Here is a 21,041-nt window from a genome sequence, read left to right as displayed (position 1 = left end):
CACACAGACAAAGGGTGCTTCATCCACAACCTTATGCACAGCTGTGTACAACCCTCATCTTGAACCTCGATCAAACCCTCAATTAAGACTCAAACCCAGGGTCCACGATCGCGGAAGCAATCCGGTGCAGATCGGCCAAATCAGCAAACTCGATCTTCACCACCCCTGAGCCCGCCTTCTTGGCTTCAATCACCACCGAAGTCAATAACGTCTCAGAAAGCAATCGTTCTACCTCTACCACCACCGCAGGGCGAACACTGGCCGCTGGCTTACCTCCATCCGTGCGAGAGGTCCCTTGGACGACGCTAGGTCTCGTAGCTGGCTGATCTTCGCCAGTGCTGCGTCGGACAAGCTCCTCAGCTTCCCGAACACTAAGCGCACCATCGACAATGGTATCTGCCAACTGCTCCTGGAGCTTGCGATCTGGCGAACCGAGCAGTGCCCGCGCATGGCCTGCCGAAAGGGAACCGTCGACCAGACGGCGTTGTACACTAGCTGGGAGTTGCAAAAGACGCAGGGCGTTCGAGACCGCAGACCTACTCTTACCCACACGCTGGGCAACTACCTCATGGGTGAGACCGAAGTCATCGATCAACTGTCGATATGCAGCAGCCTCCTCCAGGGCGTTCAGATCCTCACGATGTAAATTCTCCACCACCGCCGCTTGGAGCGACGAAAGATCATCCCGATCCTGGATCACCGCAGGAATCGTCGTCAACCCCGCCCGTTGGGCTGCCTGCCAGCGGCGCTCTCCCGCTACCAATTCAAACCCATCGTCGTGCCTTCGCACAAGAATCGGTTGCAGCACTCCTAACTCCGCAATCGAGAGCGCAAGTGCCGCCAACCCCTCATCTGAGAATACTTTGCGCGGCTGAAAACGATTGGGGCGAACCATTCCGATAGGAATCTCTTGCAATCCCTCGGCAAATCGGTCGCTTGGTACCGGAATCAGCGCTCCAAGCCCTTTACCCAACCCTGACTGCCTAGCCATTGGTTACTTCCTTCGCTAGATGTCGGTAGGCGATAGCCCCTCGAGAACCAGGATCGAATACCGTGATCGGCTTACCAAAGGATGGCGCCTCAGAGAGACGAACAGTCCGTGGAATGATCGTGCTACAGACCTTATCACCACAGTATTCGCGCACCTCTCGTACCACTTGTTCAGCGAGATTCGTGCGCGCATCGTACATCGTCATTACCACATAATCAATCGTGAGGGAAGGATTGAGTGAGGCCTGGATCAATCCCACGTTGCGAAAGAGTTGCGAAAGCCCCTCGAGTGCGTAGTATTCACACTGAATGGGGACCATCACTGTATCTGCCGCTGACAGCGCATTGATGGTGAGCAAGCCCAACGATGGGGGACAGTCAATCACTACATAATCAAAGTCTTCACGTACCGCATCGAGTGCCCGACGAAGCCGCAGCTCGCGAGAGAACGCTGATACCAGCTCTATCTCCGCGCCGGCTAGATCGATGGTGGCCGGGCAAAGGAAGAGATTTGCCACCATCGTGGCCTCTACCACATTCTCCATCGGCTCGTCCTTCATCAGCACATCGTAGACAGAGTATTCGAGCTCCCTGGGGCTGACGCCCAATCCAGTGGTCGCGTTACCTTGTGGATCGAGGTCGAGAACGAGCACCCGATGGCCAAGCTCTGCGAGCGCAGCTGAGAGATTCACCGCTGTCGTCGTCTTGCCGACCCCTCCCTTTTGGTTCGCCAGCGCAATGACTCTTGCTCCCTCGCTCACGATGCAATCTCCCTCACTCTATCACCACGCCGTCCGGTTCGTTTCACGTGAAACCCACCACTAACTTTCGCCAAGCGTGCCTCCCCTACCTGTTCCACGTGGAACCGACCAAAAAGAATCCTTTGACCTACCCTAGCACCTCGAGTACTCGACGACCCCTCTCTAGAAACATAGGACTGGATACACTCCCTGGTTTGGTGGCAATACCTTTATCACTATTACTGAACCTCCCCACGCGTGGATCACGCCTGTCGTCTCGGAGTTTCCATCACGACGCGATCAACCTCACGCTTCTGGTGTCTTCGGCTAATGCCACTCCCGTTTACCCCATGCGTAATTATCTATCTACCTCGACAGCGACCCCATCGCCTCATTGCGCACCCAGATGAGAACTCGACCCTCCAGGCACCCACAGCAGGGGGTGCGCTGCCATTACTGCAGGAGGTGTGCACCGAGAACCCTCTCTGCGGTAGAGCCGTTACGACCAATTCTGACTCCCGACCCACCATCGTGGCGGCGTATGAGCGAATCCGAATTCCCTATGTCGTCATTGTCCAGAGCAGTTGCGCCATCACCGACAAGCAACCCGCCGCCATCCTCTGGAACAGTCCCAATGCTGCTCATAGCTCATACCCCTCCGATCACGAGAGCGTTCACATCGAACCCACCATCTGCAAGGCACAAAACTTGCATGGTGGAACCGCGCGGCCGCACCAGACAAGGGTCCCACACCCGCCTTTGCAAGCACGCCCCTCAATCGAAAGCGCGCCTGCACATCACCTTTGGGCATGCTCCCGCTGCGCATCCCAAGATATCCTCCCTTAGCGCGAACGCGTTGACGGCCTGTCTGCGAGGATAGTAGTCTTGCCGAGGAGGCGAATGCAGCTCCCGACTGGCAGAGCAGGTGGAGCAGGCAGAGCACTAGGGATCAACGAGGACCAACCTCGTCATCCACCAGTACCATCTACCACACGCCCAGCTCAGTCCCCTTGGTGCCTGGCTGACCTGAGGGACGACCAGGCAGCACAACTGCGAATATCCATGCGCTCTCAACCGCGAAGCATCTGCGACCGACAGAGACAAACAACCCGAGATGCAGGTACTAGCGATCTCTCAGGGTGGGGCAGTAGGGGAGTGAAACCTCTCTCCGCATCAGCATTAAAACAACGGCTGCTTCCAGGCCTTACCCGCTCGTCGCGGATAACGGCGATCGCACGCTTGGCTTTTGGAGAGTACCGCAAAACTATAACGGCCCTGATAGACCTGGGATAGGCTCAACCCTAGGAGACCAAGCCCGTCTGATGGCCATCGCCCGCCCGTTGATTCCGGTGGTTCAGAGACGATAACCTTACCACCAGGCCTCAAGAAACCAGCAGCGACTTCAGCGGTAATCGCTGGGCTGGCAAAACTGCGCGCGGTCACGAATGAATACCGCTCGCGATGCTCGGAATCGTGCGCCAGCTCCTCCGCCCGTCGTACGATGACGCGGGCCCGTGCTGCGAGGCCCGCTTCATCGATGGCAGCCTCTAGAAAGCTCGCTCTCTTGATCATCACTTCTACCAGCGTCAAATTGATGGATGGAAGCTCGGAGAGCAGGATCAGACTCGGTAGTCCACCGCCGCTACCAAGATCAACTCCTGACTCTTGCGCAAACCCCAAGCTCTGAAGCACTTCGGCAAAAGCGTGGGAGTGGTCGAGGTGGAGATCGATATCTCCACCAACAAAACCCCAGGCCTGGGCCTTACGAATCGACTCTTGCAGTCGCTCCATCATCATCAGATTCCTGACTCGTTGACCCCTCGCGATACATCACGACGTAGCGATGCGGCTCGTCACCCTCAGAACGGGTAGCGACCTCCGCGATTTCCGCAACCGTGTCATGAATAATCTTGCGATCCGGTGCGGACATCTCTTCAAAGACCAACTCTTCACCGGTCTCACGAACTTTCGCAGCCTGATCTCGTGCAAACTTTTCGAGAGCCTCGCGCCGTTTCTGGCGATAACCAGCGATATCCACGCCGACACGGCCAGCACCCTCGCCAGCCCGTGTCTGTACCACCGACCGCGTCACCTCTTGCACAGCGGTCAATACACTGCCTCGTGGGCCAACAAGCGAACCGAGCCCTTCCCCATTGATCTCAAGCTCCATGGACTCTTCATCGAGATGCGTTACCGTCACCTCACCGGAAAGCCCGAACTCATGCATGAGCCCGGCAAGAAATTCCTGAGCTGCGTTGGCGAGTTCGACCCGACTGACTTCCTCACGCTCAGCTCGCGGTGCGGCATTCTCCTCTGACTCCACTTTCTTTGACTCCTTTGGTCTCTCGGTTCGTGGCCTCTCAGCCCTGGGCTTTTCGATTCTATCGCTCGAAGCCTCGCTGTTTGATACAGGCGATGGTGACGAGGCGGTACCTGCACTTTGTTGCCTTGGTTTCCTCGGCTTGCGCTCACGTTTTGGATTGGGGAACGACGGGCGGAGTCGGGCTCGAATACGCGCTGACTTCCTGCCAAACCCTAGAAAACTAGAGCGTCCTTCATCCAGGACCTCAAACTCTATTTCACTCTCCTCGACACCTAAGTGCTCGAGGGCGAGTTCCTTCGCCTCATCGAGATCCTTACCAGTGGTTTCAATCCACTCCATTGCAGCAGTTAGCTCCTTGTCTCTCTATTTTTTTGGCCATCACAGCCCCATCAGCTAGAAGATAGACTAGCGACGCTTTTTCTTCTTATTGGAACGATTATCCCGAGGCGCTCGCGGCTTTGGTGGATCGATTGGGCTCGCGTTGCTATCCGTTGATAGCGCCGGGGTAGCTCCAGGCAGTAATCTCCGCAGAATGTTGCGTTGCGGCGACGGTCTGCGAACGACCTCCCTCGCTTCGATCACTTGATTTTGCTTTCCCTCGGATGCCTTCCTGCGGGCCTCCACTGAATGCGCTCGGAGGGTGGGATCGTGTCGCCACATCAACTCTTGCTGCACGACGCGGAAAATACCAGAGACGAGGAAGTACACAACAACACCGGCTGGGATGTCTAGGTAGATAAATCCAAACACCAATGTCGATATTTGCTGGGTCTTCGATGCCATCGGATTCGCTGCTGCGGCGGCGGGGTTCTTGCCGGTAATCTGTTTTATCTGCAGGTACTGCAGACCGACAGAGATAATGACCAAGAGATAATACGGCAAGGAGTCGAGAAACCCCAGATGCAGATGCAACGCCGTCAGCGTAAGGTTCAGTCCCAAGAACTTCATCACGCCATGGTTAATCACCAAGTGTTTGTAAAGCAAGCTGGAATGAATAATGTACTTCGGCGAGGCGACGATCCCATGAGCGGTCTTGACGGTGTTGGTCAGGCCTCTGATGACATCATACATCACGATCAGCAACGGGAACTGGAGCAACATCGGCAAACAGCCACCGGCAGGGGAGACTTTGTTTTCCTTAAAAAGAGCTTGCTGGGCCTCGGCCAGACCTTGGCGATCACCCTTGAACTGCTTCTGTAGCTCTTTGATTTTTGGCTGAATCGCTTGCATCTGTAGCATCGATTTCGTACTCTTGATGGTCAACGGCGAGATGGCCACCATAACCGTGATCGTTAGGAGTGATATCGCGATGCCATAGCTCGGTATCAGTGCATACCAGAATGTGATAATGCCTGCGAGCAGGTCAAAGATCGGGCGTAGAATATCACCGAGTATGTTCATGATTCAACTTTCTCCCATGTTTTGCGCCATGCGTCTTTGGAGGAACAGGGTCATAGCCACTTGACCCAAACGGATTACATCGAGCGACTCTGCGAACACCGAGCCACACCCCTCGTAGACCGCCATATTCTTGGATCGCTTCTTTGGTATACTCGGAACAACTTGGTAGGTAGCGGCAAGGGGATGGACGACCACGTCGAACAAACTGATACCCATCGATTACCTTCACCATGAGGACCTGTAGGGGTGAGAGCTTCTTAGCGCTCATGCGTCACCTTCTTCGTACGGCAGCCGAGTCCTTCGACACACAGCCTAGTGAAGTCGTCTCTCAAACCTGCAAACGACACAGCATCACAGGGCAAGCGCGGACTGACGAAGTAGCTTCCCGCTGGAAAATCTAACGTCCTCAGCACCTCTCGAACCCTGCGACGGAACCGATTCCGTTCCACCGCATTGCCAAAGCGACGCGCCACCGCTATACCCAGCCGAGGAGTTCCTAGGACATTTCGGTCAGTGTCGATGCAAGTGTCGACAAGGAAGACCACATTGATATAACGACCGCGCCACCTCTTGCCCTGGGCAAAGACGCTATCGAACTCTGCGCGGGTCCGCAATGACTCGAGTTCAACCACCCACTATGCGGAGAGACGCGCTCTTCCCTTAACACGACGGGCCTTGATGATGGCTCGACCAGCTCTCGTCGCCATTCGGTGACGGAAACCATGCTTTCGTGATCGCCGACGATTATTCGGCTGAAATGTCCTCTTCACACTAACTCCCTTACCGCCGTCCTACTCCGGACGGGTACTCAACCCGTACAGCATAGCTGCTCTCACCCAACACAGTGGTGATAGAGGCTTCTTACTGGCTATCGTGAGCAATGAAATACCGCGAAGTGCTCAACAGCCCTGCAAAACTCATCTATGATGGTGCGTTACTCTGGACAGCAACAGTTTTCCACAGGTTCATATCCACAGGTTGACAACTCTGTGGATAAGAGAGGAGGGCCTCTTGCCAGAGCATGAGGATCTATGGAACAGCATCTCAGAACGCTTCCGTGACCACGTCGGTGAGGCGGCGTGGAAGACGTGGTTCATCTCCATCACGCCAGTGATGATCACGACTGAGGAGGTCGTGCTAGCGACTCCTTCACCGTTGGCCAAGGAGCGGCTTGAGACCAAGTATCGCGAAGTCCTCGGAACCCTCTTCTCAGAGGCGATCGGCCATCACGTTCCGGTGAAGATCCAGGTTCGAGCAAACGAGAATCTCGCGTATCGCGCTGACCGCACAGACCCCGGTATCGTTGAGGAGGATCTCTTTGGACAGAACCGAGCTCCCGTACGACAATCAAACGCTAAGGCTCGCCTCTCGAGCGCTTTTGACCCCCGTTACACCTTTGAAGCTTTTGTGATCGGATCCTCCAACCGATTCGCCCATGCCGCATCCCTTGCGGTAGCCGAGACACCGGCTGCCTCCTACAACCCACTTTTTATTCATGGTGGTGCTGGACTGGGCAAGACACACCTTCTTCATGCTATTGGTAACTACCTTCGACACAACTACCGTGATAAGTATGTGAAATATGTCTCCACGGAGACCTTCCTTAATGAGTTCGTCGATGCCATTCAACGTAACAAAACCTCTGACTTCAAGGCGCGCTATCGCGAATGTGACGTACTCCTTGTCGATGACATCCAGTTCCTTCAGAACAAAGAGGCTATTCAGGAGGAGTTCTTCCACACCTTCAACTACCTGTACGGCGCGCAAAAACAGATCGTCCTCACCTCTGATCGATCACCTAAAGCCATCGCCACCCTCGAAGAGCGTCTACGCAGTCGATTTGCGATGGGGCTCATCACCGATGTCCAACCGCCTGACCTTGAGACGCGATCCGCAATTCTCCAACGTAAGGCTGAAGACTCCGGATTCCGCCTCGACCCCTCCGTGATCGAGCTCATCGCCACCAATATCACCGACAACATTCGAGAACTCGAGGGGGCTCTTACTCGCCTCTCCGCGTACTCGAGCCTTAATCAGGTCCCTGTCACCCTCGATCTCGCCCAAATCGTCCTCTCCGATCTCATCACCAGCTCACAACGTCTGCAACCACGCGACCCCCGAGAGATCATCACCGTTACCGCGACCTTTTTCAATACCACCCCCACAGAACTGCTCGGACAGTCACGCAAGCGACCTATTGCGATGGCTCGCCAGATCGCCATGTACATCATGCGCGAACTCACTGAGTTGAGCTATCCCGAGATCGGTAGAGAGTTTGGAGGGCGCGACCACACCACCGTCATCCATGCTGTTCAAAAAGTACAGAGTGTGATGCAGACCTCAATAGAGACTTTTGAACAGGTGGATCAACTTTTCAAACTTCTTCGCGATCCCTCTCGACAACGTGGATAACTATGTGGATGCCGTGTGCACAACCCAGAAGTTTTCAACATCCCACCATGGTGGACTTCACTATAAAGGGAGACGCACTAGGATTCTCCACATTGCTGTGGATGACACACGAGAACCTGTGTATAACAAAACCGCCTCTCAACAGGGGTAATTGAGTTTCATCCACAATCCAGAACCCCTATTACTACTATTACCTTTATATCAACTAGAAAGGATGGCCTGTGCAATTCATCTCCGACCGTGAGCCGCTCACCGAGGCTCTCGCCAATGCCTCGAGAGCATTGAGTTCTCGAGGGTCGATAACTGGTCTGCGCTGGACAGTTGCAGCTGGTCTACTAGAGATCGAAGGGCGTGAGAGCGATCTTTCGATTCGGGCAACCGTGCCAGTTGATGGGGGCGACACCCGTTTCACTACCCCGGCATCACTCGCAGTCGATCTCATGAAGTCGTTACCGGGTGATCGCGTGGAGATTGTCGTGGAAGACGCTACCGTCTCCTTCCGCTCGGGTCGGGCTGAAGTATCATTGAACTTGCTCAATGAGTTCGAAGTTCCCCCTCTTGGAGTTGAGGATCATGCGGGAGTTACCGTACCCTCCGCTGAGTTGGCGAGCGGCATCTCACAGGTGGCGATCGCTGCCAGTCGTGACGATACCAGAGATCTGATCTATTCAGGCATGTTGTTTGCTTCATCACCAGAGGGTCTGCGATTAGTAGCGACAGATGGGATTCGACTCGCACTTCGGGATATCGCCGGCATCAATATGTTGAGTGACTCTGACAATGGCGAGGTGGTTATCCCCACGAGAGCAGTGCGCGAGCTTGAACGCATCCTCTCGAGCTCGGCATCCGATCAACTGCTCAACGTCAAGATCGGTGCACGAGAGGCGGTTTTCTCAGTTGGGGCAACGACACTTGCTACCCGCCTCATCGATGAACCATTTCGTGACTATCGACGACTAGTCGATGTTTCCTACTCGCGGGTTATGCTCGCTGATCGGTCACAACTTATCTCTGCGCTACGAACCTTACGTCGAATGGCGAAAGAGGCACGCAACTCTTCGATGCTCAGGATGACCATCACAGGAACTTCGTGCGAGCTGAGTGTGAAGATTCCTCAAATCGGTCAGGTTCATGAGGTCATCGATGTGAACTTCTCAGACGAGGAGTTCACCATCAGTTTTGATCCAGACCTTCTCGCAGAGGGTATCGACGGAGTCGAGTCGGAAGTGGTTCGTTTCGAGTTTCTCGAGTCGAATCGCGCCGCTAGCATTACCAACTCCGATTCCCGATCATTCATTTACCTCTTAATGCCTATCGTACAAAAGTAAGTCGTGAAGGTACTGAGTGTAGCGATCGAGCACTTTCGTAACCTCTCCTTCACTGAACTCAACTTTGCCCAGAGGAACTTACTCGTTGGGCCGAACGGAGCAGGCAAGACGAGTGTAGCTGAGGCGGTAGTGGTAGCGCTCAACGGTCGTTCCTTTCGCACCTTCGATAATCAAAGCTTCCTCCAACGAGGTAGCGAGTATTGGCGAACGCGTGCCCTAGTGAAGGTCGCAGACCACCTACCCCATCAGGTCATTATGGTTGGCAGTTCCCAACAACGCGAGCGCGTTCTGCTCGATGATCAACGGGTGAGAATCGCTCAGCTTGGAGCGATGTTTCCAGTGGTCAGTTTCGTACCTGAGGACCGCGATCTCGTCGTCGGTCTCCCGACAGTACGGCGAGAGTATTTAGATAGCATTCTGGCGCGATCGAGTCAAGCGATGCAACGGACATTATTAAGAGCGAACAAAATCCTAAAGCAACGACAGAATCTTATTAGGTCGAGTCAACCCGACATGGTAAGCCTCGATTTCTTCGATCAAGAACTGGCAAAATCGTCAACAATCATCGCAGATGAGCGAGAACGGATGTTGGGTTTTCTGTGCACGATGGTAGCGGGTTTTAATGCTAATATTTCGGGTACCAGCGAGGATCTAGATTTTCATTATGTAAGGAGTTGGAAGAACGAACCCCTCCAGGATCTCATAGAGGCTCGATCCGAAGATCTTCGAAAGGGAACAACAAGTGTTGGTTTCCATCGTGACGACTTCTCAATCGAACTCAACGGACTCCAGGCGAAATCAACGGCATCCCAGGGTCAGATTCGCTCGCTTGCTATCGCGCTACGGATAGGGAGTGCGCAGTTGTTGGAGCGAGAGATTGGTGAGTCGCCAATTCTCATACTCGACGACGTCTTCGCCGAATTTGATCAGCACAGATCAGCGAGGTTGCTCGATCTGGTTGGGCACTATCAGACGTTCGCCACAACCACTGACAGGTTGGCCGATGCTGATGGATGGACCGTCTTTGACATACAAGGAGGGAGTGTTGTATCTCACGCCCATTAACCACAGGCAGGCAAAGAACCCTGCTTCGATTCGAGCCGTTCTTCTAGCGGTAGTAGACGACTTACAACTCATCGATCCTGCTAAGTTGGTCGAGGTTCAGAGTATTCTTGAGGGTTTATTCGGCGCCGATGTAGCTCAGAGTATCGCTATCGACCTAGGAAGAAAAGGAGATATTCTAGTCACGACAACAAAGGAAATAGTGCCACTAGTGAAACTGCGATCCTCGCAGTTGGCGACACAACTAGAAGGCCATGGTTTCGGTGGACAAGTGCGTATCGTTGCTGTTCAAAAGGCACCTTGACGCCCCTCACCTAGTAGAATGATTACAAGCGATTTTTCTTGACTAGACAGTCGTGCAAGTTGAAGAAGTGAGGTGAGTGGGTGAGCGACACGGATAGCTCTAACTACACAGCGAAGGACATCATCGTCCTCGAAGGGTTGGAGCACGTTCGGATGCGTCCGGGAATGTATATCGGTTCGACAGGACCGAGTGGGCTCCATCACCTCGTCTGGGAGGTCGTCGATAATTCGGTCGACGAAGCGATGGCGGGCCAGTGTACAAAGATCGATGTCACAATCCTGGCTGACGGAGGATGTCGTGTGATCGATGATGGTCGTGGCATTCCAACGGATGCTCATCCATCTGATCCATCGAAGTCAGCCGCTGAGGTAGCGCTTACCCAGTTGAACGCAGGCGGTAAGTTCGGATCCGGCGGTTACAAAGTGAGCGGTGGTCTCCATGGGGTCGGCGTTTCGGTGGTCAATGCTTTGTCGCAACGTTTACTGCTTGAGATCGATCGGGATGGCAAGCACTTCGAGATGGAGTTTGTCGATGGTGGGAAGCCAACCGGTCCACTCAAGGAGATTGGTCCAGCGAAGCGGGGTCGTCGAGGAACGACTGTGACCTTCTGGCCGGATGTCTCTATCTTTGATGAGGTGGAGTTGCAGGCGCATCGGATCATCGAGCGGCTCCAGATCATCGCCTTCCTTAACAAGGGTGTGGAGGTTCGGTTTAGGGATGAACGTGTCGGTAAGGATACCGCCGATGTGGTGCTTAAATACGACGGTGGCATTGTCGACTTCGTCTCGCATCTCAATACCCCTAAAGACCCTCTCTTCAAGAAAGTGGGTTACTACGCAGCCTCCGAGGATGAACAGGAGGTGGAGGTCGCCTTCTCCTGGAATACTGGTTACTACGAAGCGATTCACTCCTACGCCAATGGGATCTCCACAGAGGAGGGTGGGACCCATACCGAGGGTCTCAAGAAGGCACTTACCCAAGTGGTCAACAAGTATGCAAGAGCAAAGAACCTCCTCAAGGAGAAGGATGACAACCTCGCTGGTGAGGATATTCGCGAGGGAGTAACCGCTATCGTTTCAGTGCGGCTCACCAACCCGCAGTTTGAAGGCCAGACGAAAACCAAGTTGGGAAATGTTTCCATTCGATCTTTGGTCGAAAAGGTAACGAATGAAAAGATGGCTGAGTGGTTCGAGGAGAATCCTCGAGAAGCTGGGGCGGTGGTCCAAAAGGCGATCTTGGCGGCACGAGCACGCGCGGCAGCTCGACAGGCTCGTGATCTCACGCGTCGCAAGTCGGGACTCGAAGGAGCTGGCTTACCAGGCAAGTTGACCGACTGCACCTCGAAGGACCCGAAGGAGTCAGAGCTGTTCATCGTCGAAGGCAACTCGGCGGGGGGCACCGCTATCAAAGGTCGAGATCCAAAAACCCAAGCCATCCTTCCTATTCGCGGAAAGATCCTTAATGTTGAACGGGCGCGTTTGGATAAGATGCTCGGAAATCAGGAGATTCAATCACTGATCGCGGCGATCGGTGCTGGGGTAGGGGAAGAATTCGACATCAAGAAGGCGAGATATCACAAGATCATTATTCTTGCTGATGCTGATCCAGATGGTTCTCATATCCGGACACTGCTCCTCACCTTCTTCTTCCGGCAGATGCGACCGTTGGTAGAGGAGGGAATGGTCTATGCTGCCCAACCTCCTCTGTACTCCACGCTCATTGGCAATGAGAAGACCTATATCAAGAACGAAGTGGAACGTCAACAGTTTCTTGCGGGCCGACCCAATCATAAGCAACCCTTCCTCCGGTTGAAGGGTCTCGGGGAGATGGACTTCGACGAGCTGAACGTCACCACGATGGCGAAGGAGCATCGTTCCCTTCTCCAAATCAATGTCGAACAGGCCAGTATCGCTGATGAAGTGTGTTCAGTGTTGATGGGTGACGATGTAGAGCTTCGTCGCCGTTTCATTCAAGAGAACGCCGACGATGTTCGGTTCCTAGACTTTTAAGGAGCGGTATGCCAGAGGATCCAGAGGGTTTCGAATCCACTCAAGTTCAATTAGTAGAGTTACAGGAGGAGATGGAGCGTTCGTTCCTTGAATACTCCATGTCGGTCATCATTTCGCGTGCGTTGCCCGATGCCCGTGACGGTCTGAAGCCGGTTCACCGACGGATCCTCTACTCCATGTTTGATAACGGTTATCGACCTGATCGACCACACGTCAAGTGCGCCAAGGTTGTTGGCGATGTGATGGGTAAGTTTCACCCCCATGGTGACGCAGCGATCTACGATGCCTTGGCTCGTATGGTACAGGACTTCTCGTTACTCCATCCACTGATCGATGGACACGGTAATTTTGGAGCCCCTGATCCCTCGACAGGACCCGCTGCTTCCCGCTATACCGAATGTCGATTAGCTCCGATCGCACTCCAGATGCTAGCCAGCATCGACGAGGAGACGGTTGACTTCGTACCGAACTACGACTCCCAATCCGTTGAGCCCTCCGTGCTTCCAGCGAGGTTCCCCAACCTCCTCGTGAATGGGTCGCAAGGGATCGCGGTTGGAATGGCGACACAGATTCCGTCGCACAACTTGGCCGAAGTCGTGCAGGCAGTGATCTATGTGATTGACCATCCAGATGCGGTGGTTGACGATCTTTTAAGCATCGTGCCGGGACCTGACTTTCCTACAGGTGGTCAGATACTTGGACGCGAGGGTATTGTGGCAGCCTATCGAACAGGAAGAGGGTCGGTTCGCCTTCGAGCGGTAGCAGAGATTGAGGAGGTAAAGAATCGTTCACAGATTGTCGTAACCGATATCCCATTCCAGACCTCCTTCGAGCAGATCGCTGAGCGCATCAAGAAGCTCGTCGAGGACAAGCTGATCGATGGTATCTCCGATGTTCAGAACTACTCCTCCGGGCGAGAGAGTCGTTTTGTGATTGAGCTCAAGCGCGATGCGAACCCAAATGTAGTCCTCAATAATCTCTATAAGCTCACCCCATTGCAATCGAGTTTTGCGATCAATATGCTCGCCATCGTCGATGGTGTCCCGCGAACGCTCAACCTGCTCCAAGCGATTCAGGTGTACATCGATCATCAGCGTGAAGTAGTGACACGCCGGTCGGAGTATCGACTGCGAAAGGCACGCGAGCGGCTCCACATCGTCGATGGATTGTTACGCTGCATCGATCAACTCGATGCGGTGATTCAAGCAATTCGAGGATCAGCGGACCGTCGAGAGGCTCGTGAGGTGTTGATGGCGAGCCCATTCGACTTCTCCGAGCTGCAGGCTAACCACATCCTCGATATGACACTCGGGCGATTGACTCGCCTGGGCCGGTCCGAACTTGAGGAGGAGTCGGTACAACTCCACCTGTCGATCGCTGATTTAGAGGCCATCCTCGGTGATCGGGTGCGTCTTGATACGATCGTCAAGGAGGAGTTGGTCGAAGCGTCGCAACCCTATGAGCAGCCGCGGCGATCGCAGTTTGTCATCGACCCAGGTGAATTCTCAGCAGAGGACCTGATCGAAGATGAGAACTTGGTGGTGATGATCTCTCGATCGGGGTACATCAAGGCGGTGCCGGAGGCCTCGTTTCGTGCGCAAAACCGCGGAGGCCGAGGAGTGGTTGGTGCCAAGGTGAAGGAGGAGGATGGTATCAGCCACCTCATTCCTTCCTCCATGCTCTCGAAGATTCTTATCTTTTCATCGAGAGGTAAGGTCTATCAGCTCCGTGGCTACGAGCTTCCAAGGCTTGAGCGCAGCGCTCGTGGGACAGCAATGGTCAATCTGATCCCTCTCCAGGATGGGGAATCCATCGCCGCGGTGATGGGAACAAAGGATTTTCCGGAGATGACCGACCTTGTGTTCATCACTGAACAGGGGATGATTAAGCGGACACCCATGCCCGAGTATGCTCGGTCGCGACGCGATGGATTGATAGCGATTGATCTACGTGAAAGCGATAGCCTCGTCAAGGTGATGACGGCCCACGCCGAACAGGAGGCCATGATCTTCTCGAAGGACGGGATGGTGATCCGCTTCTCCATTGAAGAGGTGAGATCGACTGGACGCGCGACAGCTGGGGTTAAAGCGATGCGTATGCGACCTAATGATCGGGTGATCGGGGGAGACATGATTGATGACGATCGTGAAGTAGTCCTGGTCACCTCCAACGGCTATGGCAAACGCATCAGTCCTCACTATTTCTCCGCACAGAAGCGTGGTGGCGCTGGTGTCCACGGGATGAAGCTGACGGCCCAGAAGGGCCATCTCGTCGCAGCGGAATTCGTATCCAAGGACGAACAGCTGATTATCGTGAGCTCTAATGGACAGACAATTCGAGTACGGGCGAAATCGATCTCCGCGCAAGGAAAAATCGCTACCGGGGTCAAGTTAATGACCCTCCAGGGCTCCGAGGTGATCTCTTCGGTAGGGGTTGTGCAGGATTCAGAGATAGAGGATGAGACCTAGGTTCGCACCTTGAACGTACCACCGGGTTCCTGGCCAAGCTGCGAGCACGTGTGGGTAGTAAGCCAGGCGAGGACGGCGATAGAGAGACACAAGGAGCGAAGATGATGGGAGAACTCGATCCTCGGATCCAGTTACAGGGTCCATTGAACTTTCGTGACCTTGGCGGTTACCCAACCATTACCGAGCGACGTGTTCGCTCCGGTCTGGTGTATCGTTCTGACAACTTAGCGCAGTTGACAGGCTCTGATGTCGATCGCCTCGGTGCGCTTGGTCTCCATACCGTGATCGACCTGCGTAGCAGTGAAGAGGTTGACCGACTCGGTCGTTTTCCCGTTGACGAGTACCCGTCACCAGTCACCTATGCCCATCTCTCGTTAGTAGAGGACGTGGTTGGTGTGCGCAGTCCCAGTGTGGATGACCAAACGTACATCAATACTCGCTATGAGCATCTGTTGGACCGCGGTGCGGATGCTATTGTAGCGAGTTTCCACCTCTTTGCGCTTCCTACGAGCTACCCGCTCGTCTTCCACTGCGTTGCTGGCAAGGATCGGACCGGACTGATTGCAGCCTTGCTGCTGGACCTCCTTGGCGTACCAGATGAGAGTATCGCACGGGACTATCAGTTGACGGATAGGGCGACCAAGGAATGGTTTGATCGCATGCGAAGCACACGGCCGCAAGAGCTCGAGGTCATACAGCAGATCCCTGCAGTGCTGTTTTCGTCCAATCCAGAGACGATCCTCGCATTGCTGGAGCGGATTCGAGGTTTAGCTGGCTCGACCGAGGAGTGGTTGCGGGCCCATGGAATCACAGATGATGAGATTGATTCGATTCGCAAGCTACTGTTGACTGAGGAAGAGGAGAGACCTTATCACTGAGCCTCCATCAGTAGCTTCCCGTATAGCAATCGATCATCGAGCTCGATAGGGCACTAGCCGCATGATAGATAGGGTAAGCAACACCGGGCTGTTTACCGTTCGTTCTCTGGAGGCAAGGTAACGAACAACCGTTCCCTATGGGCCCAACATCCAGAGACCGCTCGTGGAACGAAGGAATGATATGCCAGTATCTAGTCATTCTATTATCGGGCGTTCGGCTCGAGTCGATCTTGAGGGAATCGATTTTAGCTCCTTCGAGACGCAACCGTTAGCACCAGAGACGCTCCGTTGTCTCCGTTATATGTGCGATGTTGAGAGTCATACGATCTGTTATCTACGGGAGATCTTGGCCACGAGTGCTCATCGCGATCCTGATATCACTGCCTTCCTCGCCTGTTGGAACTACGAGGAGTTTTGGCATGGTGAAGCACTCGGTCAAGTGCTCGAACTGCACCGATTGCCCGGGTCAAAAGAATCAGCTCAGGACCTTCGTCGTGAGCGAAAATGGCGTGATGAAGTACGACTATTAACCTTCAATATTGGTTCGTTGATCGCAGACGATTTTGTCGCAATTCAGATGTGTTGGGGTGCGATCAATGAGTTGACTGCTCAGGCGGCGTACGCAAGAATGATCGCCAAAGCCCAGCACCCGGAGCTCTCTGAACTCGTTCGTCGGGTTATGAAGCAGGAGGGTAGACATCTCGATTTCTATGAGGGTGAGGCGCGGAGACGCCTCTCGAAGAGTAGGCGCGCCCAGCGTCTGGCTCGATTCGCCCTCACCAAGTTCTGGGCTCCGGTAGGTAGTGGAGTCGTCTCTAACAGCGAAGTCGCTCATATGGCCTCCTATCTGTTCGGTGATGAAGAAGGTCTGGTAGCCGCACAAAGGGTAGATCGGAAATTTTCGCGACTGCCAGGTCTTGGAGGGCTCACTTTGCTCGAGACCGCTGCGCGCCACGGTACGAAAGCAACAGCGCTCCGTTAGTGGTGCGTGCGTTCAAGCGGTGCCCAACCGTTGGAGATGACTAGGGGCACCCAAGCTCCACCGCAGCAAAGTGATCACTCCAAGACGAAGAGTACCTACCTAACCGGTGGTGCAACCATTCGGGGTGTGCATCGATGCGATGTCCATGGCGCTTGAATGAGCGGATGTCAAGTAGTGCTAGTGCCTTGCATAGACCTCCTTGCTAGCAGCGCAGCTCGTGCGCATAGTGTGGCGATCGCAAAATCGTTGTTGTGAAATCCCCTGCGTATCGCGAGAGACTTTGTATCGCCATTGGAAACCTGAAGGTTCACTTGGCATCGCCGGTTTGGCACGATGCAACCTGTAGTCAGGAATCACTAGACCACGGTTGGTAAGGTCGTCGCGGACGACGCCGAGATCTGCCCGAGGTTGTTAGTGACTGGTGTGAAGATCGAAGGAGTCACCAACTTGGTGCTGTCCGGGCAAGCGTAGCTGCTAGAAGTGGTAGATGCTGGTGCTCAGAATACTGCTCCAAAGGAGGCACGCTTGTTCGTCGCGATTGATCTTTTTGTAACGTTTCTGTGGATAGGGGCCCTCGCCTTTGGGGGAGGTTTCGGGATGATACCGTTGATGCGCTCGGCTGTTCTCGCTCATCATTGGTTGAAGATAGGCCCCTTCGATCAAGCGATCGCCATGGGGCAGATCACTCCCGGCCCAGTTGCCATATCAGCGACGTTTATTGGTGAACGAGTGGATGGGATCGTCGGTGCAGCCGTGGCGACCATTGCAGTTTTTATCCCCTCCTTGGTCATCATCGCGGCGCTAACCCACTTGTATCCGCGCCTCAAGAAGATACCGTCGGTCAAGAACGTTATGGTCGTGACGTTGGCGGCGGTGACCGGACTCATCGCTGGGGTCTCCTTCCTTCTCGGGAGGACGATTATCACCTCATGGGAGGAAGCGGTCCTCGCGGTCTTGGTCCTCGCGATTGCCTTGAAGTGGAAAGCTCCCTATTGGGCGATGATCCTTGGAAGCGGGGTGATCGGTGCCCTGCTCTTTCGTTAAGCCTTGGTCGACTGCAGATGCCCGTTTGTTGTATGTGTCGATCAAACCTGGCCAATGGTCGGTCGCTTGGAAATCCGGATCGGATGAACGTCGAATCTCCCCGCAATCGGGTGCAGCAGGAATTGGAACATGTGGCCAACAGGCACCATTGTCACCGCTGCTGCGAAGTCGTGTAACGGTGAAGACTGAAGGGAGCAAAGCTGTTGTCAGATGAGCAACCGAAGAAACAGGTATCACTCCTCTCATTGGTAGGTGTCTACACAAAGATTGGCACACTAGGTTTCGGCGGTGGATATGCCGTGCTGTCCTTTATCCGATCCGAGGTGGTTGAAAAGCATGCTTGGATCACTTCGGCTCAGTTCGATCAGATCGTCGAGATGTCCGCCTTCGCCCCTGGGCCGACCACCACCAATGTTTTGGCGGCTATTGCGATGCGGGTCAAAGGAACGAAAGGACTGCTAGCTGGCTTTATCGCTGCCATCTGGCCCTCCTTTCTTCTGATTCTCGGCCTAGCCGATGCTACGGCGGTACTCCATAACCCGTACCTGACTGGCGCATTGCACGGGATCGAAGTAGCGGTGATAGGTCTCTTGCTGGACGTTGTTTGGACCCTCTGGCAAGACGTTCCCCATATATTCCTGACGGTTTTGATCGCAGTGATGGCGGTTGGGCTGACGATCTTGGGTGTCAGTCCGATCATCACTATTGTGCTCGCATCGGCGATTGCCTTAGCAGACTATGCGATTAGGAAGACCCCGCTGGAGATCAGGAGAAGACAGAAGTAGCCCTGCTAGATTGAGCGAACGGCATCGACGAAGGTATCGCATGGCCCGTAGAGCTTGTTGCTAGTGACCGAGAGGGGATCCATGGGTGATCGTTGTTACGGAGGCTCGCTCTCCCATAAGTAACCCAGTCCAGCTCTGGATCGGAGGTACTGGCTGGATGGACCTAACTTGGTTCGCAGGCGATTGACGTACACGCGTACGTGGTGCGGGTCGTCATAGCCTTCTCCCCAGAGGGTCGTCAGGAGGAGCTGATGCGTGCAGAGACGCCGTTGATTTTCAACCAAGAACCGTAGGAGATCAAATTCTCGAGGCGTGAGTCGGATCTCACCCTGGACATCGTCGATCACGCGACGTTTTGCTAGGTCGATCACCAATCCTGGCGCAGCGGTTATCTCGGTCACCACTGGAGCGGACTGGTCCATGCGGCGCTCCAGTGCACGCAGCCGAGCTTCGAACTCGCTCAATCCGAAAGGCTTGGTGACATAGTCATCGGCACCACGGTCGAGGGCTTTGACTTTGGTGTGCTCGTCGCCCGCCGCTGAGAGGACAACTAGGCCCTTCTTGTGATAGCGACGTAGCTCTGCGACGAGAGTCACGCCATCGATGTCCGGAAGACCAAGGTCAACGACCAAAAGATCCGGGTGATCCTGGATGGCCCGAGCCAGTCCATCCAGACCCCGCAGGGCAACGGTGACGTCATAGCCCGCGGCGCTCAATCCAATGCGGAGCACTCTACTGAGTGCTGGGTCATCGTCGATGATAAGAATGGAGGTCATTGTTGCCTCGGAAGCGTGAAGGTGAAGGTTGTTCCGTCCTCCGCCGTATGGACTGAGAGCTGACCGTGGTGGGCCTCGATGAAGGATCGCGCAATGGCAAGGCCTAATCCAGCGCGCCCACTTTTACCTACGGCATGGAACCATTCAAAGAGCCGGATCTGATCTGCGCCCTCGACGAGTCGGCCGGTATCGTGGATATGGACGACAAAGAACGCCTTGTCGAGTTCGATCTTCACTTGGATCACCTCACCGATTGGTGAGTGGCGGACGGCGTTATCGAGCAGATTCCAGATCACCTCGCGTACCAACCCAACATCAGCCCAGGCCAGCGGTAGCTCAGAGGGGGTGGAGAGGTCAAGCTTTGATTCGACCGAGAGAAAATCGATACCCGTCGCAACCTCTTGGATTAGCTCGATCAGGTTCACCGATCGATATTGGAGATGAAAGGCACCGGCCTCGATGCGTGTGACGTTGAGCAGATCGCTGACCAACTGAATCGATCGGTCGATTTGGCTGAGCGCGGTATCCAGGAGCTGTTCACGTTCGTGTGGTTCGAGACCATCACCGAATTCGTTGAGCGCGGTGGTGGCGGTCTTGATGCCGGCAAGCGGTGTCAACAGGTCATGCGATACCGTTCTCAGGAGGGATGCGCGCCAGCCGTCGATCTGTTGGAGTGTATCGAGTTTGAGGCGCGTCTCGTGGAGCTGTGTTCGCTCAAGGGCGGCGGATATCTGGTTGGCTACCACATTGAGTGCCTGCACGAGGCTATCAGGCAGGTCATCGTTCCAGATCACCAGGAACCCGAAGTTGTCACTGAGCGTCGATAAGGCAAAGGAGCGGACTCGGACTCCCGCAATGGTGATCTCCCCACTCCGAGCCATGCCGTTTGATCCAACAAAGGCGTTTGCTATCGTGGTTGCCATCTGGCGGTCGCCGACAATGTTCGCTGGTCGGAGCAGGTTGTCTGTTGGGCGCAATGCCATCACCCCCTGGAGATCCAGGAGCTGTACGATCTGTTCAGTGGCGTTTCGCCACACACCCTCAAGGGAGCGTTCGCTGATGAGCGTAGCGGGAAGATTGGCTAGTTGTTCGAGAATATGTGCCTGGTAGAGCGCGCGCTCTCTCTGGAGTCGGAAGCGACGGTCAATCAGGACGGTGACGAGACCGACCAAAGCATAGACACCAAGGGGTATCCAATTTGACGCTACCCCCACAGCGAGGGTGCCATACGGAGGGATAAAAAAGAGATCGTAGGCGCCAAAACCAGCAAGGGTGGCAACGACTCCGGCCGAGATGCCGCCAACGGCGATGCTGGCCACCAGAGGGACGACAAGAATGAGCGCGATGGACGCGGGTGGGAGATGCGTGCGCAGTGGTATGAGCAGCGCGGAAAACACACCGATCATGAGAATACTGAGGCCCGATCCAAGCAACGCGGATCGGTCGTGTGCTGTGAACTCCCTACCCATCATATTCTGCCCATCGCCCCTAGTATAGAGATCGTATCATCGTCGACTTGGAGATAGACCGAGGTAGGTC

General features: G+C 54.6%; 20 protein-coding genes. 9 read left to right on the top strand and 11 right to left on the bottom strand.

The window, feature by feature from the left end; translation table 11 throughout:
* Positions 1-82: 82 nt before the first annotated feature.
* The 9 genes from M7Q83_RS10520 to rpmH all read right to left on the bottom strand — a co-directional run bounded on the left by M7Q83_RS10520 (position 83) and on the right by rpmH (position 6,224).
* Complete coding sequence (locus M7Q83_RS10520) at positions 83-991, bottom strand: ParB/RepB/Spo0J family partition protein (RefSeq protein ID WP_298338320.1); 909 nt, start codon at positions 989-991, stop codon at positions 83-85.
* On the bottom strand, positions 984-1,751 hold the full coding sequence (locus tag M7Q83_RS10515) for an AAA family ATPase (protein WP_298338318.1): 768 nt from the start codon (positions 1,749-1,751) through the stop codon (positions 984-986). Before M7Q83_RS10515 ends, M7Q83_RS10520 begins: the two co-directional genes overlap by 8 nt.
* Positions 1,752-2,183: 432 nt before the next feature.
* Complete coding sequence (locus M7Q83_RS10510) at positions 2,184-2,375, bottom strand: hypothetical protein (protein ID WP_298338316.1); 192 nt, start codon at positions 2,373-2,375, stop codon at positions 2,184-2,186.
* Positions 2,376-2,909: 534 nt separating this feature from the next.
* Positions 2,910-3,524, bottom strand: a complete 615-nt coding sequence (locus M7Q83_RS10505) for an RsmG family class I SAM-dependent methyltransferase (RefSeq protein ID WP_298338314.1) — start codon at positions 3,522-3,524, stop codon at positions 2,910-2,912.
* Positions 3,493-4,392: an RNA-binding cell elongation regulator Jag/EloR gene (gene jag, locus M7Q83_RS10500; protein ID WP_298338312.1), complete on the bottom strand. Its 900-nt coding sequence runs from the start codon at positions 4,390-4,392 to the stop codon at positions 3,493-3,495. The genes M7Q83_RS10505 and jag overlap by 32 nt, the downstream gene beginning before the upstream one ends.
* 66 nt (positions 4,393-4,458) lie before the next feature.
* Positions 4,459-5,454 (bottom strand): YidC/Oxa1 family membrane protein insertase, encoded by a 996-nt coding sequence (locus tag M7Q83_RS10495; RefSeq protein WP_298338310.1) that lies wholly within the window; start codon positions 5,452-5,454, stop codon positions 4,459-4,461.
* Complete coding sequence (yidD, locus tag M7Q83_RS14310) at positions 5,438-5,686, bottom strand: membrane protein insertion efficiency factor YidD (protein ID WP_366526403.1); 249 nt, start codon at positions 5,684-5,686, stop codon at positions 5,438-5,440. The genes M7Q83_RS10495 and yidD overlap by 17 nt, the downstream gene beginning before the upstream one ends.
* A 25-nt stretch (positions 5,687-5,711) precedes the next feature.
* Positions 5,712-6,086: a ribonuclease P protein component gene (rnpA, locus tag M7Q83_RS14305; RefSeq protein WP_366526402.1), complete on the bottom strand. Its 375-nt coding sequence runs from the start codon at positions 6,084-6,086 to the stop codon at positions 5,712-5,714.
* 3 nt (positions 6,087-6,089) lie between these two features.
* On the bottom strand, positions 6,090-6,224 hold the full coding sequence (rpmH, locus tag M7Q83_RS10490) for a 50S ribosomal protein L34 (protein ID WP_298338309.1): 135 nt from the start codon (positions 6,222-6,224) through the stop codon (positions 6,090-6,092).
* Positions 6,225-6,465: 241 nt separating this feature from the next.
* Here rpmH and dnaA point away from each other — a divergent pair, with 241 nt between their 5' ends.
* From dnaA to M7Q83_RS10445, 9 genes are all read left to right on the top strand, one after another.
* Positions 6,466-7,866, top strand: a complete 1,401-nt coding sequence (gene dnaA, locus M7Q83_RS10485; RefSeq protein WP_298338307.1) for a chromosomal replication initiator protein DnaA — start codon at positions 6,466-6,468, stop codon at positions 7,864-7,866.
* A 221-nt stretch (positions 7,867-8,087) separates the two neighbouring features.
* Positions 8,088-9,194, top strand: coding sequence for a DNA polymerase III subunit beta (gene dnaN, locus M7Q83_RS10480; protein ID WP_298338305.1), 1,107 nt, complete (start codon positions 8,088-8,090; stop codon positions 9,192-9,194).
* 3 nt (positions 9,195-9,197) lie between these two features.
* Positions 9,198-10,259, top strand: a complete 1,062-nt coding sequence (recF, locus tag M7Q83_RS10475; protein WP_298338303.1) for a DNA replication and repair protein RecF — start codon at positions 9,198-9,200, stop codon at positions 10,257-10,259.
* Between the two features lie 381 nt (positions 10,260-10,640).
* Positions 10,641-12,569 carry a DNA topoisomerase subunit B gene (locus M7Q83_RS10470; protein WP_298338301.1) on the top strand — a complete coding sequence of 643 codons (1,929 nt, stop codon included), beginning with the start codon at positions 10,641-10,643 and terminating at the stop codon, positions 12,567-12,569.
* 8 nt (positions 12,570-12,577) lie between these two features.
* Complete coding sequence (gene gyrA, locus M7Q83_RS10465; protein ID WP_298338299.1) at positions 12,578-15,037, top strand: DNA gyrase subunit A; 2,460 nt, start codon at positions 12,578-12,580, stop codon at positions 15,035-15,037.
* A 101-nt stretch (positions 15,038-15,138) separates the two neighbouring features.
* Positions 15,139-15,915, top strand: coding sequence for a tyrosine-protein phosphatase (locus tag M7Q83_RS10460; RefSeq protein WP_298338297.1), 777 nt, complete (start codon positions 15,139-15,141; stop codon positions 15,913-15,915).
* A gap of 181 nt (positions 15,916-16,096) precedes the next feature.
* On the top strand, positions 16,097-16,897 hold the full coding sequence (locus M7Q83_RS10455) for a hypothetical protein (RefSeq protein ID WP_298338295.1): 801 nt from the start codon (positions 16,097-16,099) through the stop codon (positions 16,895-16,897).
* A 525-nt stretch (positions 16,898-17,422) separates the two neighbouring features.
* Entirely contained in the window at positions 17,423-17,941 is a 519-nt protein-coding gene (locus tag M7Q83_RS10450) for a chromate transporter (RefSeq protein WP_298338293.1), read from the top strand.
* Positions 17,942-18,144: 203 nt separating this feature from the next.
* Entirely contained in the window at positions 18,145-18,726 is a 582-nt protein-coding gene (locus M7Q83_RS10445) for a chromate transporter (RefSeq protein ID WP_298338291.1), read from the top strand.
* 95 nt (positions 18,727-18,821) lie between these two features.
* Here the strand turns inward: M7Q83_RS10445 and M7Q83_RS10440 are convergent, their stop codons facing one another.
* Both M7Q83_RS10440 and M7Q83_RS10435 read right to left on the bottom strand, forming a co-directional pair.
* Positions 18,822-19,502 (bottom strand): response regulator transcription factor, encoded by a 681-nt coding sequence (locus tag M7Q83_RS10440; RefSeq protein ID WP_298338289.1) that lies wholly within the window; start codon positions 19,500-19,502, stop codon positions 18,822-18,824.
* A complete protein-coding gene (locus M7Q83_RS10435; protein ID WP_298338287.1) occupies positions 19,499-20,971 on the bottom strand; it encodes an ATP-binding protein in 1,473 nt (490 codons plus the stop codon). Before M7Q83_RS10435 ends, M7Q83_RS10440 begins: the two co-directional genes overlap by 4 nt.
* Between the last annotated feature and the right edge of the window lie 70 nt (positions 20,972-21,041).

Origin of the sequence: Ferrimicrobium sp., from assembly GCF_027364955.1 — a bacterium.
In the GTDB taxonomy this organism is placed as follows: Bacteria; Actinomycetota; Acidimicrobiia; order Acidimicrobiales; family Acidimicrobiaceae; genus Ferrimicrobium.
The sequence above is the reverse complement of the archived record's forward strand: the minus strand, read 5'-3'. Positions and strand labels throughout refer to the sequence as shown.

What these genes read in the sequence shown, in the direction of transcription:
- gyrA (WP_298338299.1), top strand. Translation starts at nt 12,578, where the DNA reads ATGCCAGAGGATCCAGAGGGTTTCGAATCCACTCAAGTTCAATTAGTA.
- M7Q83_RS10460 (WP_298338297.1), top strand. Translation starts at nt 15,139, where the DNA reads ATGATGGGAGAACTCGATCCTCGGATCCAGTTACAGGGTCCATTGAAC.
- M7Q83_RS10495 (WP_298338310.1), bottom strand. Translation starts at nt 5,454, where the DNA reads ATGAACATACTCGGTGATATTCTACGCCCGATCTTTGACCTGCTCGCA.
- M7Q83_RS10455 (WP_298338295.1), top strand. Translation starts at nt 16,097, where the DNA reads ATGCCAGTATCTAGTCATTCTATTATCGGGCGTTCGGCTCGAGTCGAT.
- jag (WP_298338312.1), bottom strand. Translation starts at nt 4,392, where the DNA reads ATGGAGTGGATTGAAACCACTGGTAAGGATCTCGATGAGGCGAAGGAA.
- M7Q83_RS10505 (WP_298338314.1), bottom strand. Translation starts at nt 3,524, where the DNA reads ATGATGGAGCGACTGCAAGAGTCGATTCGTAAGGCCCAGGCCTGGGGT.
- M7Q83_RS10435 (WP_298338287.1), bottom strand. Translation starts at nt 20,971, where the DNA reads ATGGGTAGGGAGTTCACAGCACACGACCGATCCGCGTTGCTTGGATCG.
- M7Q83_RS10520 (WP_298338320.1), bottom strand. Translation starts at nt 991, where the DNA reads ATGGCTAGGCAGTCAGGGTTGGGTAAAGGGCTTGGAGCGCTGATTCCG.
- yidD (WP_366526403.1), bottom strand. Translation starts at nt 5,686, where the DNA reads ATGGTGAAGGTAATCGATGGGTATCAGTTTGTTCGACGTGGTCGTCCA.
- M7Q83_RS10440 (WP_298338289.1), bottom strand. Translation starts at nt 19,502, where the DNA reads ATGACCTCCATTCTTATCATCGACGATGACCCAGCACTCAGTAGAGTG.
- M7Q83_RS10510 (WP_298338316.1), bottom strand. Translation starts at nt 2,375, where the DNA reads ATGAGCAGCATTGGGACTGTTCCAGAGGATGGCGGCGGGTTGCTTGTC.